The sequence below is a fragment of the Lysinibacillus sp. A1 genome (assembly GCF_000801965.1).
Taxonomy (GTDB): Bacteria; Bacillota; Bacilli; order Bacillales_A; family Planococcaceae; genus Lysinibacillus; species Lysinibacillus fusiformis.
Genome location: NZ_JSZM01000012.1, coordinates 393,314 through 409,871, shown reverse-complemented (window position 1 = coordinate 409,871; position 16,558 = coordinate 393,314). Strand labels below are relative to the sequence as shown.

The following is a 16,558-nucleotide window of genomic DNA, read 5'->3' as shown; positions in this document are numbered from 1 at the left end:
AGAATGCAAGACTTGTTTTGAAATCAAGTCCTGCATTCTCCGCATGAATCTTCGTACACTTATTAATCAAAGCGCTCCCCTTGCAAAACGCCAGAATCTTCTAACATTTCGCGCAAGTATCGATAGTCATCACCATACCAAAAGTCATCGGTTTCAAGCATCGTCGTAGCATCCTTTCGAGCGGTCTCAAGAATCCGGTAATCATGTACTAAATCAGCTACTTTGAAATCTGGTAGACCACTTTGCTTACGTCCAAAGAAATCCCCTGGTCCTCGCAACTCTAAGTCTTTCTCAGCTAAGCGGAAACCATCATTTGTTTCTGTCATAGACTGCATCCGCTCTTTCCCCTCGTCAGACTTAGGATCAGCCAGTAAAATACAATAGGATTGATGTTCACCTCGTCCTACACGTCCTCGTAGCTGGTGCAATTGTGCTAAACCAAAGCGTTCAGCGTCATAGACAATCATAAATGTAGCATTCGGTACATTCACCCCTACCTCAACGACTGTCGTAGAAACTAAAACCTGTATGGACCCATCACTAAAAGCACGCATAACAGCATCCTTCTCATCTGCGGATAAACGTCCGTGCATTAGACCAACTTGATAGCGTCCAGTAAAATATGTTGCTAGCTGCTCATAGATTTCAACTGCATTTTGAACATCCAGTTTATCTGATTCCTCAATAAGAGGGCAAATGGCATAGGCCTGCCTTCCAGCGGCTAGCTCTCCTTCTAGTTTTGATATAACCGAACCGAATTGTTCTTTTTTCATCCAATGGGTTTCAATCTGCTTACGTCCTGCCGGCATTTCATCAATCATCGACACATCCATTTCCCCAAACGCTGTAATGGCAAGTGTTCTCGGAATTGGAGTGGCTGTCATAAAGAGCACATCCGGGTTTTCCCCTTTATCTCTCAAGATGCGACGTTGTTCAACACCAAAACGATGTTGCTCATCGGTAATAACAAAACCTAGATTTTTAAAAATAACATCAGGCTGGATTAAGGCATGTGTACCGATCACAATATCGAGCTCTCCATTCGCCAAGTCTGCTAGTATAACACGGCGCTCCTTCGTTTTGGTTGAACCAGATAATAAAGCTACACGAACGCCAAATGGTTGGAACCATTCTAGCAAGTTCTCCAAGTGTTGCTCTGCTAAAATTTCTGTTGGTGCCATTAAAGCCCCTTGAAAACCTGCTGATACTGCAGCGTATAGACCTATAGCTGCCACCACTGTTTTCCCCGAACCTACATCACCTTGTAATAAGCGATTCATTCGATGTGGCTCCTTCAAATCTTTACAAATTTCATTGACAACACGTTTTTGAGCATTGGTTAATTCATACGGTAACGCTGCGATAAATTCACGTAGCAAATGCACATCATATTGAATGACAGTTCCTTGTTCATTTTCCTTCCGTACCTTACGTAACGCCTGCATACGTAATTGAAAATTTAATAGCTCTTCATAAGCAAAACGTCTTCTCGCTTGTTTAGCATGTTGTGCATCTAGCGGAAAATGAATACCCTCCAAGCCTTCCTGTATAGGCACAAGCTTATAGGAATCCTGCAAATATTGTGGAATAGCATCCGGCAAATTAGCGCCATAATCGTCCAATACTTGTCGCATATATTTCCGAAATCTTTTTTGTTGAATCAAACCTTTCAGGCTATAGACAGGTTCAAAGTCTACTTGATCGGTTTTAGGGCCAAATGTCACCGTTGTGCCATTGATGACCTGTCTCCCACGATCCCATTTCCCCGTCACAGTAATAATAGAGCCGGGTATAAGTTTTTGTTTTAAGTAGCCTTGATTAAAAAACACCACTTTCACTAAGTGGCGGCCAGCCAAAACGGTTACCTGTAAACGTGATTTATTGCGGCCTAAAAATAAGACGGTCGGCTCACGTTCTACTTTACATTCGACTGTAACACGCTCATTGTGCGGTGTTTGTGCTAAATCCTTCAAACGAAAATCTTCATGACGATGTGGAAACGTCCATAATAAATCAGCAATCGTGTCAATGCCTAGTGTTTCAAGATGCGTTGCTGTTTCTTTCCCAATACCTTTTAATTCGGTAACAGGATTATTTAAATCAGTCACTTATCTCTCAACTCCCTTCATTGATTCTTAACATTTTTTCTATGTAGCCTTCCTAGCTCTCTCTATCCAATGTATCATAAAATCCATTCGTTGCCGTAAATAAACAATCATTAGCAAAAACCCTACCACTAACTGATAGGGTTATGCATATGGACTGTTCATTACGCTTAATAATTCATAATAATTTCAATAAAAAGCTTAATCGCGTCCGGGAATACATCTTCATCTAAATCAAACCTCGGGTGATGATGTGGATATTTGCTTTTTTCTCCCCCCATGCCTACAAAGATAAACGCGCCAGGTTTATGTTTTAGATAGTAAGCAAAATCCTCTCCACCCATTACAGGATCAACAAGTTTAAATACATTCTCCCCAAAGTTTTCTCGAACAATAGATCCCACAAAGTGAGATTCCTTAGAATTATTAATAAGGGGAGGCGTCCCTAAAATAAAGTCGATTTTCCCTTGTGCACCGAAGGCACCACAAATTCCTTCTGTTAATTTCACCATCTTTGCTTGGATGGTATGGACTGTTTCAGGTGTCAATGCACGAATCGTCCCAATTAATTTTGCAGAGTCTGGAATGATGTTATAAGTCGTACCAGCTTGAATACTACCTACAGTAATAACGCCTGCCTCAATGGGATTTAAATTTCGACTGATAATACTTTGAAAAGATTGCATAACATGGCTCGCAATATAAATAGGATCCACAGTTTCATGCGGCATGGAGCCATGCCCACCATATCCTTGAATTTCTATTTCAAAATCATCGACAGAAGCCATCATAGGACCATATGTTAAGCCTATTTTCCCTTTTTCTAAGCCTTGCCATAAATGAATACCAAAAATTGCATCAACACCTTCTAGAACACCATTCTGAATTAAAAAATCTGCCCCGCTTGGTGTAATTTCCTCGGCTGATTGGAATATGAGTATGACATTCGGTTCTATCTTTTCCTTATTCATCGAAATCCACTCAGCAACTGCTAATAGGATAGCTGCATGGCCATCATGACCACACATATGTGCTATACCTGGTCGTTGAGAGATATAGGGCTTGTCACCTTCTTCTACTATTGGTAGAGCATCTATATCCGCTCGTAAGGCGATTGTTTTCCTACCTTTCGTCCCTTCAACCATAGCTACTACACTTGGAGGATTAAAATCCAAAATTTTTATTTGAAGTTGCTCTAATCTTTTGCGAATAAATTGACATGTTTCATATTCCTGGCCTGACAGCTCTGGATATTGATGAAGATAACGACGATCTTCTATTGCTTGTTCTGTCAAACATTTCAAATTAGTGATATCCATAAAAAAACTCCTTTAATATGCCCCTAAAACCCATCTAATGATTTGTATCTCGTACCCATTCATTATACTAAAAACACTCTTAATTGAACCAACGTAAAAACATGCTACCTGATAAGATAGCATGTTTTTCATGTTTTATTGGATAGCTTTAATACTTTGTAATCCACCATTTTCGAGAATGGCCTTGCTAATTGCTTTACCTGTTGGCGTTGCGGCTAAACCACCGCGTGCCGTCTCTTTCAGGTTTGGACTCATAGATTGTCCAATGCGATACATCGCTCCAATTACTTCATCACATGGAATTCGGCTTGTCACACCTGCAAGCGCCATATCTGCTGCTACAAGAGAGTTAGCAGCGCCCATAGCATTCCGTTTCACACATGGTACTTCCACTAAGCCTGCTACTGGATCACAAACAAGGCCAAGCATATTTTTTAACGTAATCGCAAATGCTTCTGAACATTGTTGCGGTGTTCCGCCAGCCATCTCAACGATAGCTGCCGCAGCCATACCTGCTGCTGAACCAACCTCTGCTTGGCAGCCACCTTCAGCACCTGAGATGGAAGCATTATTAGCCACAACAAAGCCAAATGCACCTGATGTAAATAAATAACGAATCATTTGCTCACGCGTTGGATTTAGTTTATTTTTTACCGCAAAAAGAGTTCCTGGTACAACCCCAGCTGAACCTGCTGTTGGCGTTGCACAAATTGTTCCCATTGCTGCATTGACTTCATTGGTTGCAACCGCTTTACTTACTGCATCTAATAATAAATCACCTGATAATGATTTTCCTTGTGCAATGTAATTTTGAAGTAATACGGCGTCCCCACCTGTTAAACCTGTAACAGATTGTACACCTTGTAAGCCGCGTTCTACCGCTTCTTCCATCACCGTTAGGTTTCGATCCATTTGTTGAATGATTTCTTCTCGTGTTCTGCCAGTTATCAACATTTCCTGTTCAATCATAATTTCTGATATTAATTTATCTTCCTGTTCTGCTCGTTCCACAAGCTCGCGAACATTATGAAATAAAACGTCCATCTTGGGACACCCCCTTAGTTATTAATCTTTGATACTTTTGTAATATATGGGATTAATGAAATCTGCTGTAGTACTTTGTCTTCTATATTTTGATCGACTTCAATAACCATTAAAGCCGTTAAACCTCGTTCTATACGTGATACTTCCATATGTCCAATATTAACTTCGTGCATCGCTAAGCAATTGGCTACGTTCGCTATGCAGCCAGCACGGTCATCATGTACCACAAGGATTGCTGGCATACCACCTGTTAAACGTAATTTAAAGCCATTTACTTCACTTACTTCTATTTTACCGCCACCAATAGAAATACCGACGACAGACATTTCACCTTCATCGTCTCCAATAACTAGACGTGCCGTATTTGGATGCTCCGTATTAGCTGTTTCTGGAATAAATTCATATTCCAACCCTGCATTTTCTGCCTCTTCAAATGCCGTTTTAATACGTTCATCAAATGTATCGTAGTTCAATAAGCCTCCAACGATTGCAACATCTGTCCCATGCCCTCTATACGTTTCTGCGAACGAACCATATAAATGAATTTTCGCCCACTTAGGTTGTCTACCAAATAAATCCCTTGCAACTCGTCCGATACGAGCTGCCCCTGCCGTATGAGAGGAGGAAGGCCCAATCATGACTGGCCCAATAATATCAAAAACCGAAGTAAATTTCATACAAACACCCCTCTATTCTATTCCTATAATAATATTTATATTTACTTATATCATGCTTGATAGTTACCACAAAAGTAAAGTATTTAATTTGTCAGCTTTCAGAAAATTACCACTACTATAATTTGTAGCCAATCGAGATATGTTATACATTGTCCATAACGTGTGCACACTTAATGAAAATCGTTGATATTCCAATATTTCCATTTTTTATATCCTCTACATACGTACATTTAACTATGAATAGTACGTATGTTTACGACTAAATATAGATAATACTCTCTTTGTAGCATAAACAAAAGCAGTACACATTTTGTGCACTGCTTTCTTTACGGAATAGCAAAGTAGCATGTAATTATTCTACCGAAATAATATATGGGTATAACCCTTGTTTTCCATTAAATAATTCTACTTCTACGTCTGGATAGTTCTTCTCAATGAATGCTACTAACTCTGTAGCATCTTGTTCAGTTGTATCCTCTCCATAAATGACTGTTACAATTTCAGCATCCTCATCAACTAAATCAACGACTACTTTTTCAGCTGCATCTTTTAAAGCTGGTGTAGAAAGGACAATTTTCCCTTCTGCTAACGCCATAAAATCATCTTTATGGATTTCAACACCATCAATAGATGTATCACGCACAGCATAAGTTACTTGACCCGTCTTTACATTGGCAAATGCATCCGTCATTGTCTTTTTATTTATGTCTACAGCCGCTTCAGGATTAAACGCTAAAATTGCAGCCATACCTTGCGGAATTGTCTTCGTTGGGACAACTGCTGCTTCAATTTCTAAAAGCTCAACAGCTTGCTCTGCAGCCATCACTATATTTTTATTATTAGGTAGAATTAAAACTTTTTCTGCACCAATTTCTTGTACTGCTTTAACGATATCTTCTGTTGAAGGGTTCATCGTTTGACCACCTTCAATGACATAAGATGCACCGATCGAACGCAATAATCCTGCAACACCCTCACCCATCGCAATTGTTACAATAGCATAGGGATGTTTTTCCAATTTTTTCGTTGTCGTAGGTGCCTTATGTTCTTCACCGACGATAGCTGAATGTTGTTCACGCATATTATCGACTTTTATTTTCATAAGACTACCATATTTTTGTCCAATTGATAAAACAGAGCCTGGTTGCTCAGAATGGATATGAACCTTGGCAATTTCTTCATCTGAAATAACAAGTAAAGAATCACCTAAAGGACTTAATTCTTGACGGAATTGTTCCTCATTAAATGGCTCTTTCCCATCTTCTAAACGCACCATTATTTCTGTACAATAGCCAAATTCAATATCTTCAGTATTCATAAAGTCTTGAGCTCTATGATGCTCCGCATTGATTAAATCATCTAAAGTCGCATCATTTTTCTCAGGAAGAGGCTCGCCTTTTAAAGAAGCTAAAAACCCTTCATATACAAACAATAATCCTTGGCCACCACTATCGACAACCCCTACCTCTTTTAAAACAGGTAATAAATCCGGTGTTCGATCTAGCGATGCCTTTGCCTCTACAGTAAAGGCTTCCATTATCGCAATGATATCGGTTTCAGTTTCTGCCACTTCTACGCCTTTTTTCGCCGCTTCTCGAGCAACCGTTAAAATAGTTCCTTCAACAGGTTTCATAACTGCTTTATATGCTGTATCTACCCCAGCTTGGAAGGCACCTGCAAAACCTTTCGCATCAATTGTTGCTTCTTTTTCAATGAATTTTCCAAATCCACGGAATAATTGTGATAGGATTACACCTGAATTTCCACGCGCACCCATTAATAAACCTTTTGATAAGGCCTGTGCCGTTTTACCAATATGCTCTGAAGCATAAAGCTCAGTTTCCTTTGCACCAGATGTCATCGATAAGTTCATATTTGTCCCTGTGTCACCATCCGGTACCGGGAAAACATTTAATGAATCTACATAATTTGCATTTTGGAATAGGTGATGCGCACCCATTTTTACCATTTCTGCAAACTTTATACCGTCTAAAGACTGCATTCGATTTAGTTCCTCCTCTTAATTCGCTACACGAACGCCCTGTACAAAGATATTGACAGATTTTACGCTCATACCCAATGTTTTATCTACTGTATATTTCACTTTCGACTGTACTTGGTAAGCAACTTCCGAAATTTTTGTCCCGTAACTAACAATAATGTACATATCAATATGTAAATCGTCGTCTTGTTGTCGAATCACAACACCTTTTGCGAAGTTTTCTTTACGTAAAATATCAGTTAGACCATCACGAATTTGATGTTTTGATGCCATGCCAACAATCCCGTAGCATTCTACAGCAGCACCACCAGCAATTTGTGCAAGTACATCTGTTGAAATATCAATTTGGCCGAATTCACTGTTTAATTCAATTGACATAGAAATGCCCCCTTGGCTCTTTTTGACTAAACTATATTGTAACACTTTCGTTGTAATTTAAGCAACCTAAGGGGGTAAAGAAAGGCTATGTAGCAACGTTTTGTGACTTTAAATCGACGTATTTACGAATTCATCAAAAATGGCGTTCTTACAATAAAATTTATTTCCTCCTAATTGTTTTATGACGTATAACGCTCGGTCAGCAAGCTTATAGCCTATTTATATATACCCTTACCTCAAAATCTTATTAGGACACATGCCAATATGGCTTCTCTATATTTATCTTAAACATCACAGTCCATTCTAGATATAAAAAAGTTGATACTATGAAAGCATCAACTTTATATTGCATTAAATTAAATTTTTTATAAGGGTATCGATCATAACTGGCATTTCTTTAAAGGCACTATCCACATGTAATCTTTCTGTTTTTTGGTGCGCATCCTTACCAAATGGTCCTACATTTAAGACCGGCCCTTGTAAAGCAGTCATTTCTTTAAATGGAATACTATACGTATCCCCCCATACAGGTGTATTGCGTTCGAAGGCTAACCATTCATCTGATTCATCTGTATAGTTCACATAGCTTAAATCACAAATTCCATTAAAATAATGGATTTGTTCCACCTCAACATCGAAAGTTTGCGCCGTTTTCTTCATTAACTCAATCGATTTTATAATAAGTGGATGAGTGGATGAATTAATAGCAGGGTAATAAGGTGGAGCATATAACAGGACAGTAGCTGGTGCTAATTCCTGACAACGTATCATAAGCTGATCAACGATGCGTATTGACTTTTCACGATCATCCCACGTACTATGCTGAAGCACTTGAGATTTGATAGAATCGACTTCGGCAGCTCCCAGTTTCCGGATGGCATGTTCTAAGAGAGCCTCATATCGCAATACTTTGATTGACCCAACACCTTGTACTTTTTCTCGTTTGCAAATTTGCATATACTGTTCGTTACAGGCCGTCATTGCTTCACATGCGACCTGTTCAAATATATCCATCACTTCTGCTGCTGTACGTTTTAATAAAAATACATTGTACAGAGCCGCAGCACGATATGGCGTTTGTGTAGAATATTCCATTTTCAAATCTTTTAGCTGTAAAGAGACTGGTAGTGGTGTACTCTCTCCTAAATCTGTTTCGCGGAAAAGAAGATTCCACTCCATATGCTGCGTCATATAAGATGCAATGAAATTTGCTGTCATTCCCTTTAAAGGCTCACCGACATGTGTTTCCTTCCCATAAAACAGTGCGGCGGGCATTATCTTACCAATGGTGCCTGAGTAAATATATTCATTCGTATCAGATGGTCCTTGTGAAAAAGACGGTTCACTATTTAAAAATAATTGATACGTTAAATCATACTGTTCTCGTATTCTTACAAGCTCCACTACAGCAGCTCTCATTCCTGCTGAATTTACTTCTTCATCGGGAACCGTCGTTAAAATCAGGTTGATTGGCCATTGCTCGAAGCTTGCCTTTTCAATTAGCTGCATGTGTAATGCCAATCCCATTTTCATATCCATTGTGCCACGACCAAACAAATAATTGCCTGATTCCAAATCCAATCTAGCAGTTTCTGGTAAATCCTTTTTGTACTTAGGCTCCATCAGCTTTTTAGTCAATTCCTCTGGGAAAACAGCTAGAGGCTCTAACTCTCCATATTCTTCCGTATGCACTGTATCAAAGTGACTAATTAGCACTACCGTGTCGGTTGCAGCGGGATGTTTATATAGTGCCGTTACAGCGTTTCTTCCTAAACCAGCCTCATGCAATTCAATCAACTCAGGATGCTTATTGAAATATGGAAGCGCCATCAATTTATTTTTCAATTTATAGGCAAATTCATTTTCACCCTCAGTCAATGTTCTACTGTCCCAGCTGACAATTTCGCAAAGTAGTGCTCGCAGTTTTTCTGGTGTATTCCACATATAATTATCCATAAAAATTCTCCTTTAAATCTCATTCGTTTAAGGTTCTTAACGAATATCTAATGACTCTTCATTTTCGGTATCTGTAGTAGCCATAGGTGCTTTCTTTAATTTCAATCGATAAAAAATCATACAAGCCATAAAGAAGCCAATGCCATACAATAGGCCGATTCTTTGCGTTGGATCAAATGCTAAAAAGATCAGAATAACTAAACAAAAGAAAATACAAAATATCGGTATTAATGGAAATAAAGGAGTCTTAAATTTTAAATCAGCTAAATTTCCACCCGACTTAATATAACGATAGCGGAACATTAATTGTGAAGCGCAAATCCCCATCCATGAAATCGTGACAGATATTCCTGCAATCGACATTAATAAAACAAATACCGCATCTGCTTCCATCACACTTGTTAGTAATGATAAGAGTGAGAAAACCATTGTAAAGATCAGTGCATTTAGTGGCACTTTATTTTTAGTAAGGCGACCAAATAATTTTGGTGCCATTCCCTCATGAGACATCGAGAACAATAAACGAGTTGACGCATATAAACATGAATTACCAACGGATAGAATCGCTGTTAAAATAACAAAATTCATGATACCAGCTGCATAGGGAACACCCGCCAAATTCATCAACGTGACAAATGGACTTTCCATTAGGCCAAGCTCTGATGATGGGAAAATGGCTGATAATACAATAATAGAAGCAATATAAAAAACAATAATTCTAAAAAGTATTGTCCGGATAGCTCTTGGAATATTTTTTTCGGGATTTTCGGTTTCACCAGCTGCAATTCCCACAAGCTCTGACCCTTGATATGAGAAAATAACATTCATCATCGTGACAAAAATAATGGTAATACCTGCTGGGAATAAGCCAGATGGTGCTAAATTTGTGAGATGAGGTGTTGGACGATCTGCTAACGGAATCAATCCAAAAATAGCCGCTCCACCGATTATGATAAAGGCAATAACTGCGACTACTTTAATACTCGCAAACCAAAATTCTGCTTCAGCAAACCCCTTTGTAGTTAAGGCATTTAAGACAAATAAAAGAACCATAAATACAGCACACCATATCCAAATAGGTATATCTGGAAACCAATGCTGCATTAAAATTCCGGCAGCTGTAAACTCCACTCCCGCTGTCGCTGCTGAACCGACAAAGTACATCCAGCCTAATGAAAATCCCGCTGAAGGGCTAATGAAACGAGTAGCATATGTTTGAAAGGAACCAGTAACAGGCATGTAAACAGCTAATTCCCCTAGACAGTTCATTACCATAAATAAAATTAACCCACCAAATAAATAACCAATCAGTGCTCCACCTGGACCTGCTTGATTAATGGTATAGCCTACATTTAAAAATAACCCTGTTCCGATAACCCCTCCAAGAGAAAGCATTAATAAGTGACGACTTTTCATTGAACGGTTTAATTGTTGATGGTGAACTTGATTATCCAACATTTATCCATCCCTCCCATATAATGTGAATTTATTGAATATTCTGATATATAAATAACAAAAGCACCCAACCAATTTATCATTTTTAAATTGATTGGGTTCAAGTAGTTTTACTTAAAAACGTAATGATAAGCAGCTTAAGCCACCATCATGTTTTCTAAATTCAGACATTTCAAGTTCAATCGTTTGATAACCTAGATCGAGTAATTTACGATTTGTGTCCGGGTATCCTGCTGGAATAATAATATAATCATTGACTTGAATACAGTTAGCAGAATATTCATCTTCCTTTGGAATAATAATTTTATCATAGGATTCAAATGCCGGATGATCTACGAACTCACCAGCTAGCACCATACGATTATCTCCTACATAAGCAATACCTGTTTTTAAATGGAAGAATTCTTTTAATGGGATAATCGTCGCCTCATACCCCTCTTGTTCAACGATTTCCTTAAATTGTTGTGCCCCTTCTTCATTTGTACGATCTGAAATTCCTACATAAAATTTCTTTTCAGCCTGTAATATGTCCCCTCCATCAAGCGTTCCAGATCCTTTTATATAATAAATTTTATCGTAAAATTGCTTTACAGCAGGTTCGATATCTTCAATTTCACGGTTACGGGCAGCAGCTCCTGGATTTGAGATGATAGCAAATTCTGGTGTTAAAACTGCTGTATCCTCCACAAATGTTGAGTCAGGAAATGCCTCATTCGCTGGTAATTGTGTTACTTCAACCCCACACTTTTTTAAAGCTTCTACATACTTGTCATGCTGCTCATATAATTTCTCTAAAATCGGTTTTCCTAAATCACTAGTTGTTAAACCGTTTACAAAACTATTTCCTGGATTTTTAACAATAACATTTTTAAACATATTCTTTTCTCTCCTTTTATGCTCTTATTACCGGACAAGTCAGACATGTAGGTCCGCCTGTTCCTAATACCGAAATTTGTTGACCTTTATATTCAAATACCCTTGCACCAGCTTCAATTAGTTGCTGTTTTGTGACCGTGTTTCCTTCAGGAATAACACAAACTCTAGGTGCAAGCGCTAACACATTACAGCCAAGTGTATCGTATTCATCCTTTGGTACTTCCACTAACTGAATACCTCTTTCCACCAGTAGTTGGCGGAAAAATACAGGCATTAAACGGGAATGTACAACTGCTAAATCTTTATCAACCATACTAATGAAAGACATAAGGTGTAAGCATTCAGCTTCACCTAAATCATGTGGTAGCTGTACCACTATAAATTCATCTACCATTTCAGCTGTCATTTCTTTTAGCTGACGAATGGCCTCATCATTTGTTCGATAACCTCTCCCAACAGCAAGTGTTCGATCATCTAACCAAACAATGTCTCCACCATCTGCCACTGCATCTCCAGTGAGTTCTCCGATTATGGAAATACCCTTGTCCTTTAAAAATTCTTTGTAGATGGAAGCTTCTGGCTGTCTTAATTTTTTTCCAGACTTTAATAATATGGCACCGTTCGGCGTAAATTTGACTGGATCATGGGCATAAAGCGAGTCCAACCCTACCTCATCTGAAAGTGGTAGATAATCAATTGTGTCCACGTACTTCTTAAGAATCTCAACAAATTCTGCATATTCCTTTAATGCTTCTTCAAAGTTGGGCTCAGATAGGTAGTTAAAAGTTTTCCATTCATCACTAAGATGCTTCTGACTTCGAAAGGCATCTTTTGGATGTTTTACTATTACGTGTTTTAAAGGTGTATACATCGACGAGCAATAATGCATTCCCTTCACTCCTTTTCCGTTTAGTGGAAAACGTTTCCGTTTAGAGGAAAGTTTATATGAAAAATATATGCGTTTTATGTTATACTGTCAATATATTTAGAAAACTTTTATTTTTCATATTCTTTTCAAACTACTCTCAGTAAGCCCTGTTGAATTATGTCTAAATTTTTTAAAAAGGATATTCTCTTACTTTTTGTATTTAATGAACTCATGTCTCAGTAAGATTGGAACTAGACGTAGATAGAGAATAAAAATAAAATAGGAGAAAAGGAGGTAGGACAAATGCAATTATTAGAGCGGGCTATGACTATTGCGAAGGTTTTAGCTTCTGAAGCAAATGACAGTAGCTTGTCCATTTCGGAGCTTTCAACAAAATGTGATTTACCTCTAAGTACTTTACATAGAATTTTAAAAGCGATGATTAATCAAGGAATGATTGAGCAAGATGAACAAACTAAACATTATCGACTCGGGACCATTTGGATGGAACTCGGTTTGCAAGTCTATGATACGATGGATTATATTAGCAAAATCCGACCAGAGCTAGAGCGATTAGCAAGAGATGTTGAGGAAAGTGTCTATTTAAGTAAGCCAGCAGGCTTAGACACGATTATTATTGAAAGAATAGATAGCGCTGCCAATCCAATTCGTATTTATGACCAGCTGGGTATTCGTATACCGCTACATATTGGAGCAGCCAATAAAGCCATTCTCGCCTCTATGTCTGACGCACAATCAAAAGAAATATTAGAACAACTAGTCATGCAAGATGAAATGCCTGAACTGGAGGAGCAACTTCGTCAAATTCGACAACAAGGTTATGCGATTAGTCACGGAGAACGAACGGCTGGTACTTCCTCCATTGCCGTTTCCGTTTTAGATGGTTTTGGTGAAGTATTAGGAGCAGTAAGCATCGGTTTTGTCAGCTTTAATGTTTCTCAAGAGCACATTCAAACACTCATTGAACGTTTGGTAAATACCGGAAAACACATCTCACTGAAACTTGGTTATCGAGGAAAAGATTAGAAGAACTGCTTCCTTCAAAGAAAATCTATTTTTGTTCATCAATTTTGCCTGTAAAGGTTTTTTTCTTGAAAGGTTACGTGAAAACTATTGCACTGAACGCCATCGTATGTTAAATTATTATGGTATGTGAAATACCGAACTGAAATATAATAATCTTTCAGCATCAACAGTAAGGAGGGAATACAACATGCCAAAACAATGTGTAATCACTGGACGTAAAGCTCGTACTGGTAACAACCGTTCCCACGCTATGAACGCTAACAAACGTACTTGGGGTGCTAACCTTCAAAAAGTTCGTATCTTAGTTGACGGTAAACCAAAACGTGTATGGGTTTCTGCTCGTGCATTAAAATCAGGTAAAATCGAGCGCGTTTAATCGACGCTTCTAAAAAATCGATTTCGCTTTGAGCGTAAATCGATTTTTTTCTTTGGTTATAGAATGATTACTGCAGTAAAAATCTACATATAGCAAAGAATGAAAAAATCCGACTACTATTAGTCGGATTTTTTTACTTTCTTATCTTTTTTAAATAGGTTAATACACGTGCGCGTAATACTACTAACGAATTTCGGCAATTGGAACGTATATACTTTCAGGACTCTCTCCCCCTTACGCTAATCTATGCTTCTTATCATTAAACATATGCCTCTTGAGAAAGATATAGACCCTGAAGTTCCTATTATTTCATTACTTGTAAATCGGGATGTGCCTAAAGAAATTTCTTCTTTCGTCGTTTCATATTTCACTTGCCTTAATGTCACATCTTTTATCGGCTCTTCATGAGCAAAGAAGGATAAGTAACGGTATCGTTTATCTGCATAAATAGCATGTGTACCTGGCAATAAAAATTGTAACATATTTGTATGATTAATAATCTTCAATACAATGTGTGGATGCTCTTTTTGTAAACGATATATAGAACGAACAGCTGCCTCATAATGATCTAGACGCCCTCCTGTAACACCTGTCAAAATAATTTCTTCTGGTGCATACGTAAATGCTTTAAGCAAGGCTAAATCCGTATCTGTTTCATTCTTCTCTTCTTGAAAACGTTGTTGATCATTTGTCCACGCCAACACCCGCTGATATTCTTCTTCTGACAAAGAATCAAAATCTCCAACAATTGCATGAGGCGTAATCCCCTGCTCAATTAAATATAAAGCACCACGATCTGCGCCAATAAACACTACGTCCTGTTGTTGTTGAAACGATGTGAATGAACACAGCTCTTGTTTTGGACCACCTGCACAAACAACGACTGTCGTCATCCGTTAATCGCTGCCTCACCAGCCGCTAAGATTTCTTGAAGCGCAGCTGTTCGATCCTCTTTACTATAGATGGCTGATCCTGCCACAAAAATTGTCGCCCCTGCCTGTGCACATGGAACAATCGTTTCAGCTGTAATGCCACCATCAATTTCAATGGCGATGTCCAACCCACGCTCTTTAATCAATGTAGATAAAGCCTCGATTTTAGGCACAACCGAATGAATGAATTTTTGTCCGCCGAACCCTGGATTGACAGTCATTAATAATACCATATCGATATCTTCAAGAACATGCTGGATAGATTCTATCGGTGTATGTGGATTTAAAACGACCCCCGCCTTTATACCATACGAACGGATTAATTGAATTGTACGATGTAGGTGACGACAAGCTTCAACATGTACGGTAATATAGTCTGCTCCAGCTTGAGCAAACTGTTCAATATACTGATCTGGATTTTCAATCATTAAATGCACATCTAATGGTAAATCTGTTAATGGACGGATAGCATCCAATACGATTGAGCCAAATGAAATATTCGGCACAAAATGACCATCCATCACATCTATATGAATTAGTTTTGCACCTGCTTGCTCTACTTCTTTTACTTCTTCTCCTAATTTTGCAAAATTCGCTGCTAAAATTGATGGTGCTATTTGTATCATCATTAATACCTCGGCTTTCGATCCATAATTTCTTGCATAAATTGTTCATAATGCTTGTAGCGGTAGTCACGAATTTCACCTGTCTCTACGGACGCCTTGACTGCACATTTGGGCTCTTTCATATGTAAACAGCCTCTGAACTTACAATGATCAGCCACTCTAATCATTTCAGGAAAACATGCGCCTAATTCTTCTTTCTCAATTTCGTCAAAATCAAAAGAACTGAAACCAGGCGTATCTGCCAATAAACCATCACAGACCTCAATTAACTCAACGTGACGCGTCGTATGTTTTCCACGTCCTAGGCTCTGTGAGATAATACCTGTTTTTAAATTCAATTCAGGAATTAATGTATTTAGTAATGTGGATTTTCCAACACCCGATTGGCCTGCTAGAACAGTTGTTTTTCCCTTTAAAATAGGCTGTAATCTTTCCACTAATTCTTCTTCATCTTTATAAGTTTGAAGAACGGTATAGCCTATATTTTCGTAATCAGCGATATAACGCTGTAATTCCTCATGTTCGTCATTTTCTAGTAAATCCATTTTTGTTAGACAAATAATAGGGTGTACATGGAATGATTCTAAAACAACTAAAAAGCGATCGAGTAATATCGTATTGAAATTAGGCTCTTTGACAGAAAAAACCAAGATACCCTGATCGATATTGGCAATTGGCGGCCTAACTAATTCATTTTGACGTTCTAAAATCTTTTGAATAGTGCCATCCGATCCTTCTGTTTCCAATGAATATTCTACCATATCACCGACAAGCGGGGATTCTCCACGATTGCGAAAGACCCCACGTCCTCGGCATTGAATAAGCTGATGACCATCATAAACATAATAATAACCGCTTAAAGCTTTTCTTATTTGGCCTTGCGCCATCCAATTCCTC

16 protein-coding genes are annotated in these 16,558 nt (G+C 38.3%); 2 read left to right on the top strand and 14 right to left on the bottom strand.

Features of this window, described 5'->3' with window-relative positions; all coding sequences use genetic code 11:
- Positions 1 to 62: 62 nt before the first annotated feature.
- The 10 genes from recG to PI85_RS11410 all read right to left on the bottom strand — a co-directional run bounded on the left by recG (position 63) and on the right by PI85_RS11410 (position 12,701).
- Entirely contained in the window at positions 63 to 2,108 is a 2,046-nt protein-coding gene (recG, locus tag PI85_RS11455; protein WP_036123926.1) for an ATP-dependent DNA helicase RecG, read from the bottom strand.
- 167 nt (positions 2,109 to 2,275) lie between these two features.
- Positions 2,276 to 3,424, bottom strand: coding sequence for a M20 family metallopeptidase (locus tag PI85_RS11450; RefSeq protein ID WP_036123924.1), 1,149 nt, complete (start codon positions 3,422 to 3,424; stop codon positions 2,276 to 2,278).
- A gap of 135 nt (positions 3,425 to 3,559) precedes the next feature.
- Positions 3,560 to 4,468: an L-serine ammonia-lyase, iron-sulfur-dependent, subunit alpha gene (sdaAA, locus tag PI85_RS11445; protein WP_008173736.1), complete on the bottom strand. Its 909-nt coding sequence runs from the start codon at positions 4,466 to 4,468 to the stop codon at positions 3,560 to 3,562.
- Between the two features lie 14 nt (positions 4,469 to 4,482).
- Entirely contained in the window at positions 4,483 to 5,145 is a 663-nt protein-coding gene (gene sdaAB, locus PI85_RS11440) for an L-serine ammonia-lyase, iron-sulfur-dependent subunit beta (protein ID WP_036123920.1), read from the bottom strand.
- 352 nt (positions 5,146 to 5,497) lie between these two features.
- Positions 5,498 to 7,147 (bottom strand): DAK2 domain-containing protein, encoded by a 1,650-nt coding sequence (locus PI85_RS11435; RefSeq protein WP_036123916.1) that lies wholly within the window; start codon positions 7,145 to 7,147, stop codon positions 5,498 to 5,500.
- 18 nt (positions 7,148 to 7,165) lie between these two features.
- Positions 7,166 to 7,525 (bottom strand): Asp23/Gls24 family envelope stress response protein, encoded by a 360-nt coding sequence (locus PI85_RS11430; protein ID WP_008173742.1) that lies wholly within the window; start codon positions 7,523 to 7,525, stop codon positions 7,166 to 7,168.
- A gap of 351 nt (positions 7,526 to 7,876) precedes the next feature.
- A complete protein-coding gene (locus PI85_RS11425) occupies positions 7,877 to 9,481 on the bottom strand; it encodes a M20/M25/M40 family metallo-hydrolase (RefSeq protein WP_039391750.1) in 1,605 nt (534 codons plus the stop codon).
- Positions 9,482 to 9,517: 36 nt separating this feature from the next.
- Positions 9,518 to 10,939, bottom strand: a complete 1,422-nt coding sequence (locus PI85_RS11420) for an amino acid permease (protein ID WP_036123910.1) — start codon at positions 10,937 to 10,939, stop codon at positions 9,518 to 9,520.
- 111 nt (positions 10,940 to 11,050) lie between these two features.
- Complete coding sequence (locus tag PI85_RS11415) at positions 11,051 to 11,812, bottom strand: dimethylarginine dimethylaminohydrolase family protein (protein WP_036123908.1); 762 nt, start codon at positions 11,810 to 11,812, stop codon at positions 11,051 to 11,053.
- A 16-nt stretch (positions 11,813 to 11,828) separates the two neighbouring features.
- Complete coding sequence (locus tag PI85_RS11410; protein WP_036123906.1) at positions 11,829 to 12,701, bottom strand: dimethylarginine dimethylaminohydrolase family protein; 873 nt, start codon at positions 12,699 to 12,701, stop codon at positions 11,829 to 11,831.
- 282 nt (positions 12,702 to 12,983) lie between these two features.
- Here PI85_RS11410 and PI85_RS11405 point away from each other — a divergent pair, with 282 nt between their 5' ends.
- On the top strand, positions 12,984 to 13,727 hold the full coding sequence (locus tag PI85_RS11405; RefSeq protein WP_036123904.1) for an IclR family transcriptional regulator: 744 nt from the start codon (positions 12,984 to 12,986) through the stop codon (positions 13,725 to 13,727).
- 187 nt (positions 13,728 to 13,914) lie between these two features.
- The gene (gene rpmB / locus PI85_RS11400; RefSeq protein WP_004227417.1) at positions 13,915 to 14,103 is read left to right on the top strand and encodes a 50S ribosomal protein L28; all 189 of its coding nucleotides are present in this window, start codon (positions 13,915 to 13,917) and stop codon (positions 14,101 to 14,103) included.
- Between the two features lie 119 nt (positions 14,104 to 14,222).
- On the opposite strand, the gene spoVM is transcribed toward rpmB, so the two are convergent.
- From spoVM to rsgA, 4 genes are read right to left on the bottom strand one after another with little or no spacing between them, the layout of a single operon-like run.
- Entirely contained in the window at positions 14,223 to 14,324 is a 102-nt protein-coding gene (gene spoVM, locus PI85_RS24250; protein ID WP_099805045.1) for a stage V sporulation protein SpoVM, read from the bottom strand.
- Positions 14,325 to 14,342: 18 nt separating this feature from the next.
- Positions 14,343 to 14,996 (bottom strand): thiamine diphosphokinase, encoded by a 654-nt coding sequence (locus PI85_RS11395; protein ID WP_036123901.1) that lies wholly within the window; start codon positions 14,994 to 14,996, stop codon positions 14,343 to 14,345.
- Positions 14,993 to 15,661 carry a ribulose-phosphate 3-epimerase gene (gene rpe, locus PI85_RS11390; RefSeq protein ID WP_036123898.1) on the bottom strand — a complete coding sequence of 223 codons (669 nt, stop codon included), beginning with the start codon at positions 15,659 to 15,661 and terminating at the stop codon, positions 14,993 to 14,995. Before rpe ends, PI85_RS11395 begins: the two co-directional genes overlap by 4 nt.
- A 2-nt stretch (positions 15,662 to 15,663) precedes the next feature.
- Positions 15,664 to 16,548: a ribosome small subunit-dependent GTPase A gene (gene rsgA / locus PI85_RS11385; RefSeq protein WP_036123895.1), complete on the bottom strand. Its 885-nt coding sequence runs from the start codon at positions 16,546 to 16,548 to the stop codon at positions 15,664 to 15,666.
- Between the last annotated feature and the right edge of the window lie 10 nt (positions 16,549 to 16,558).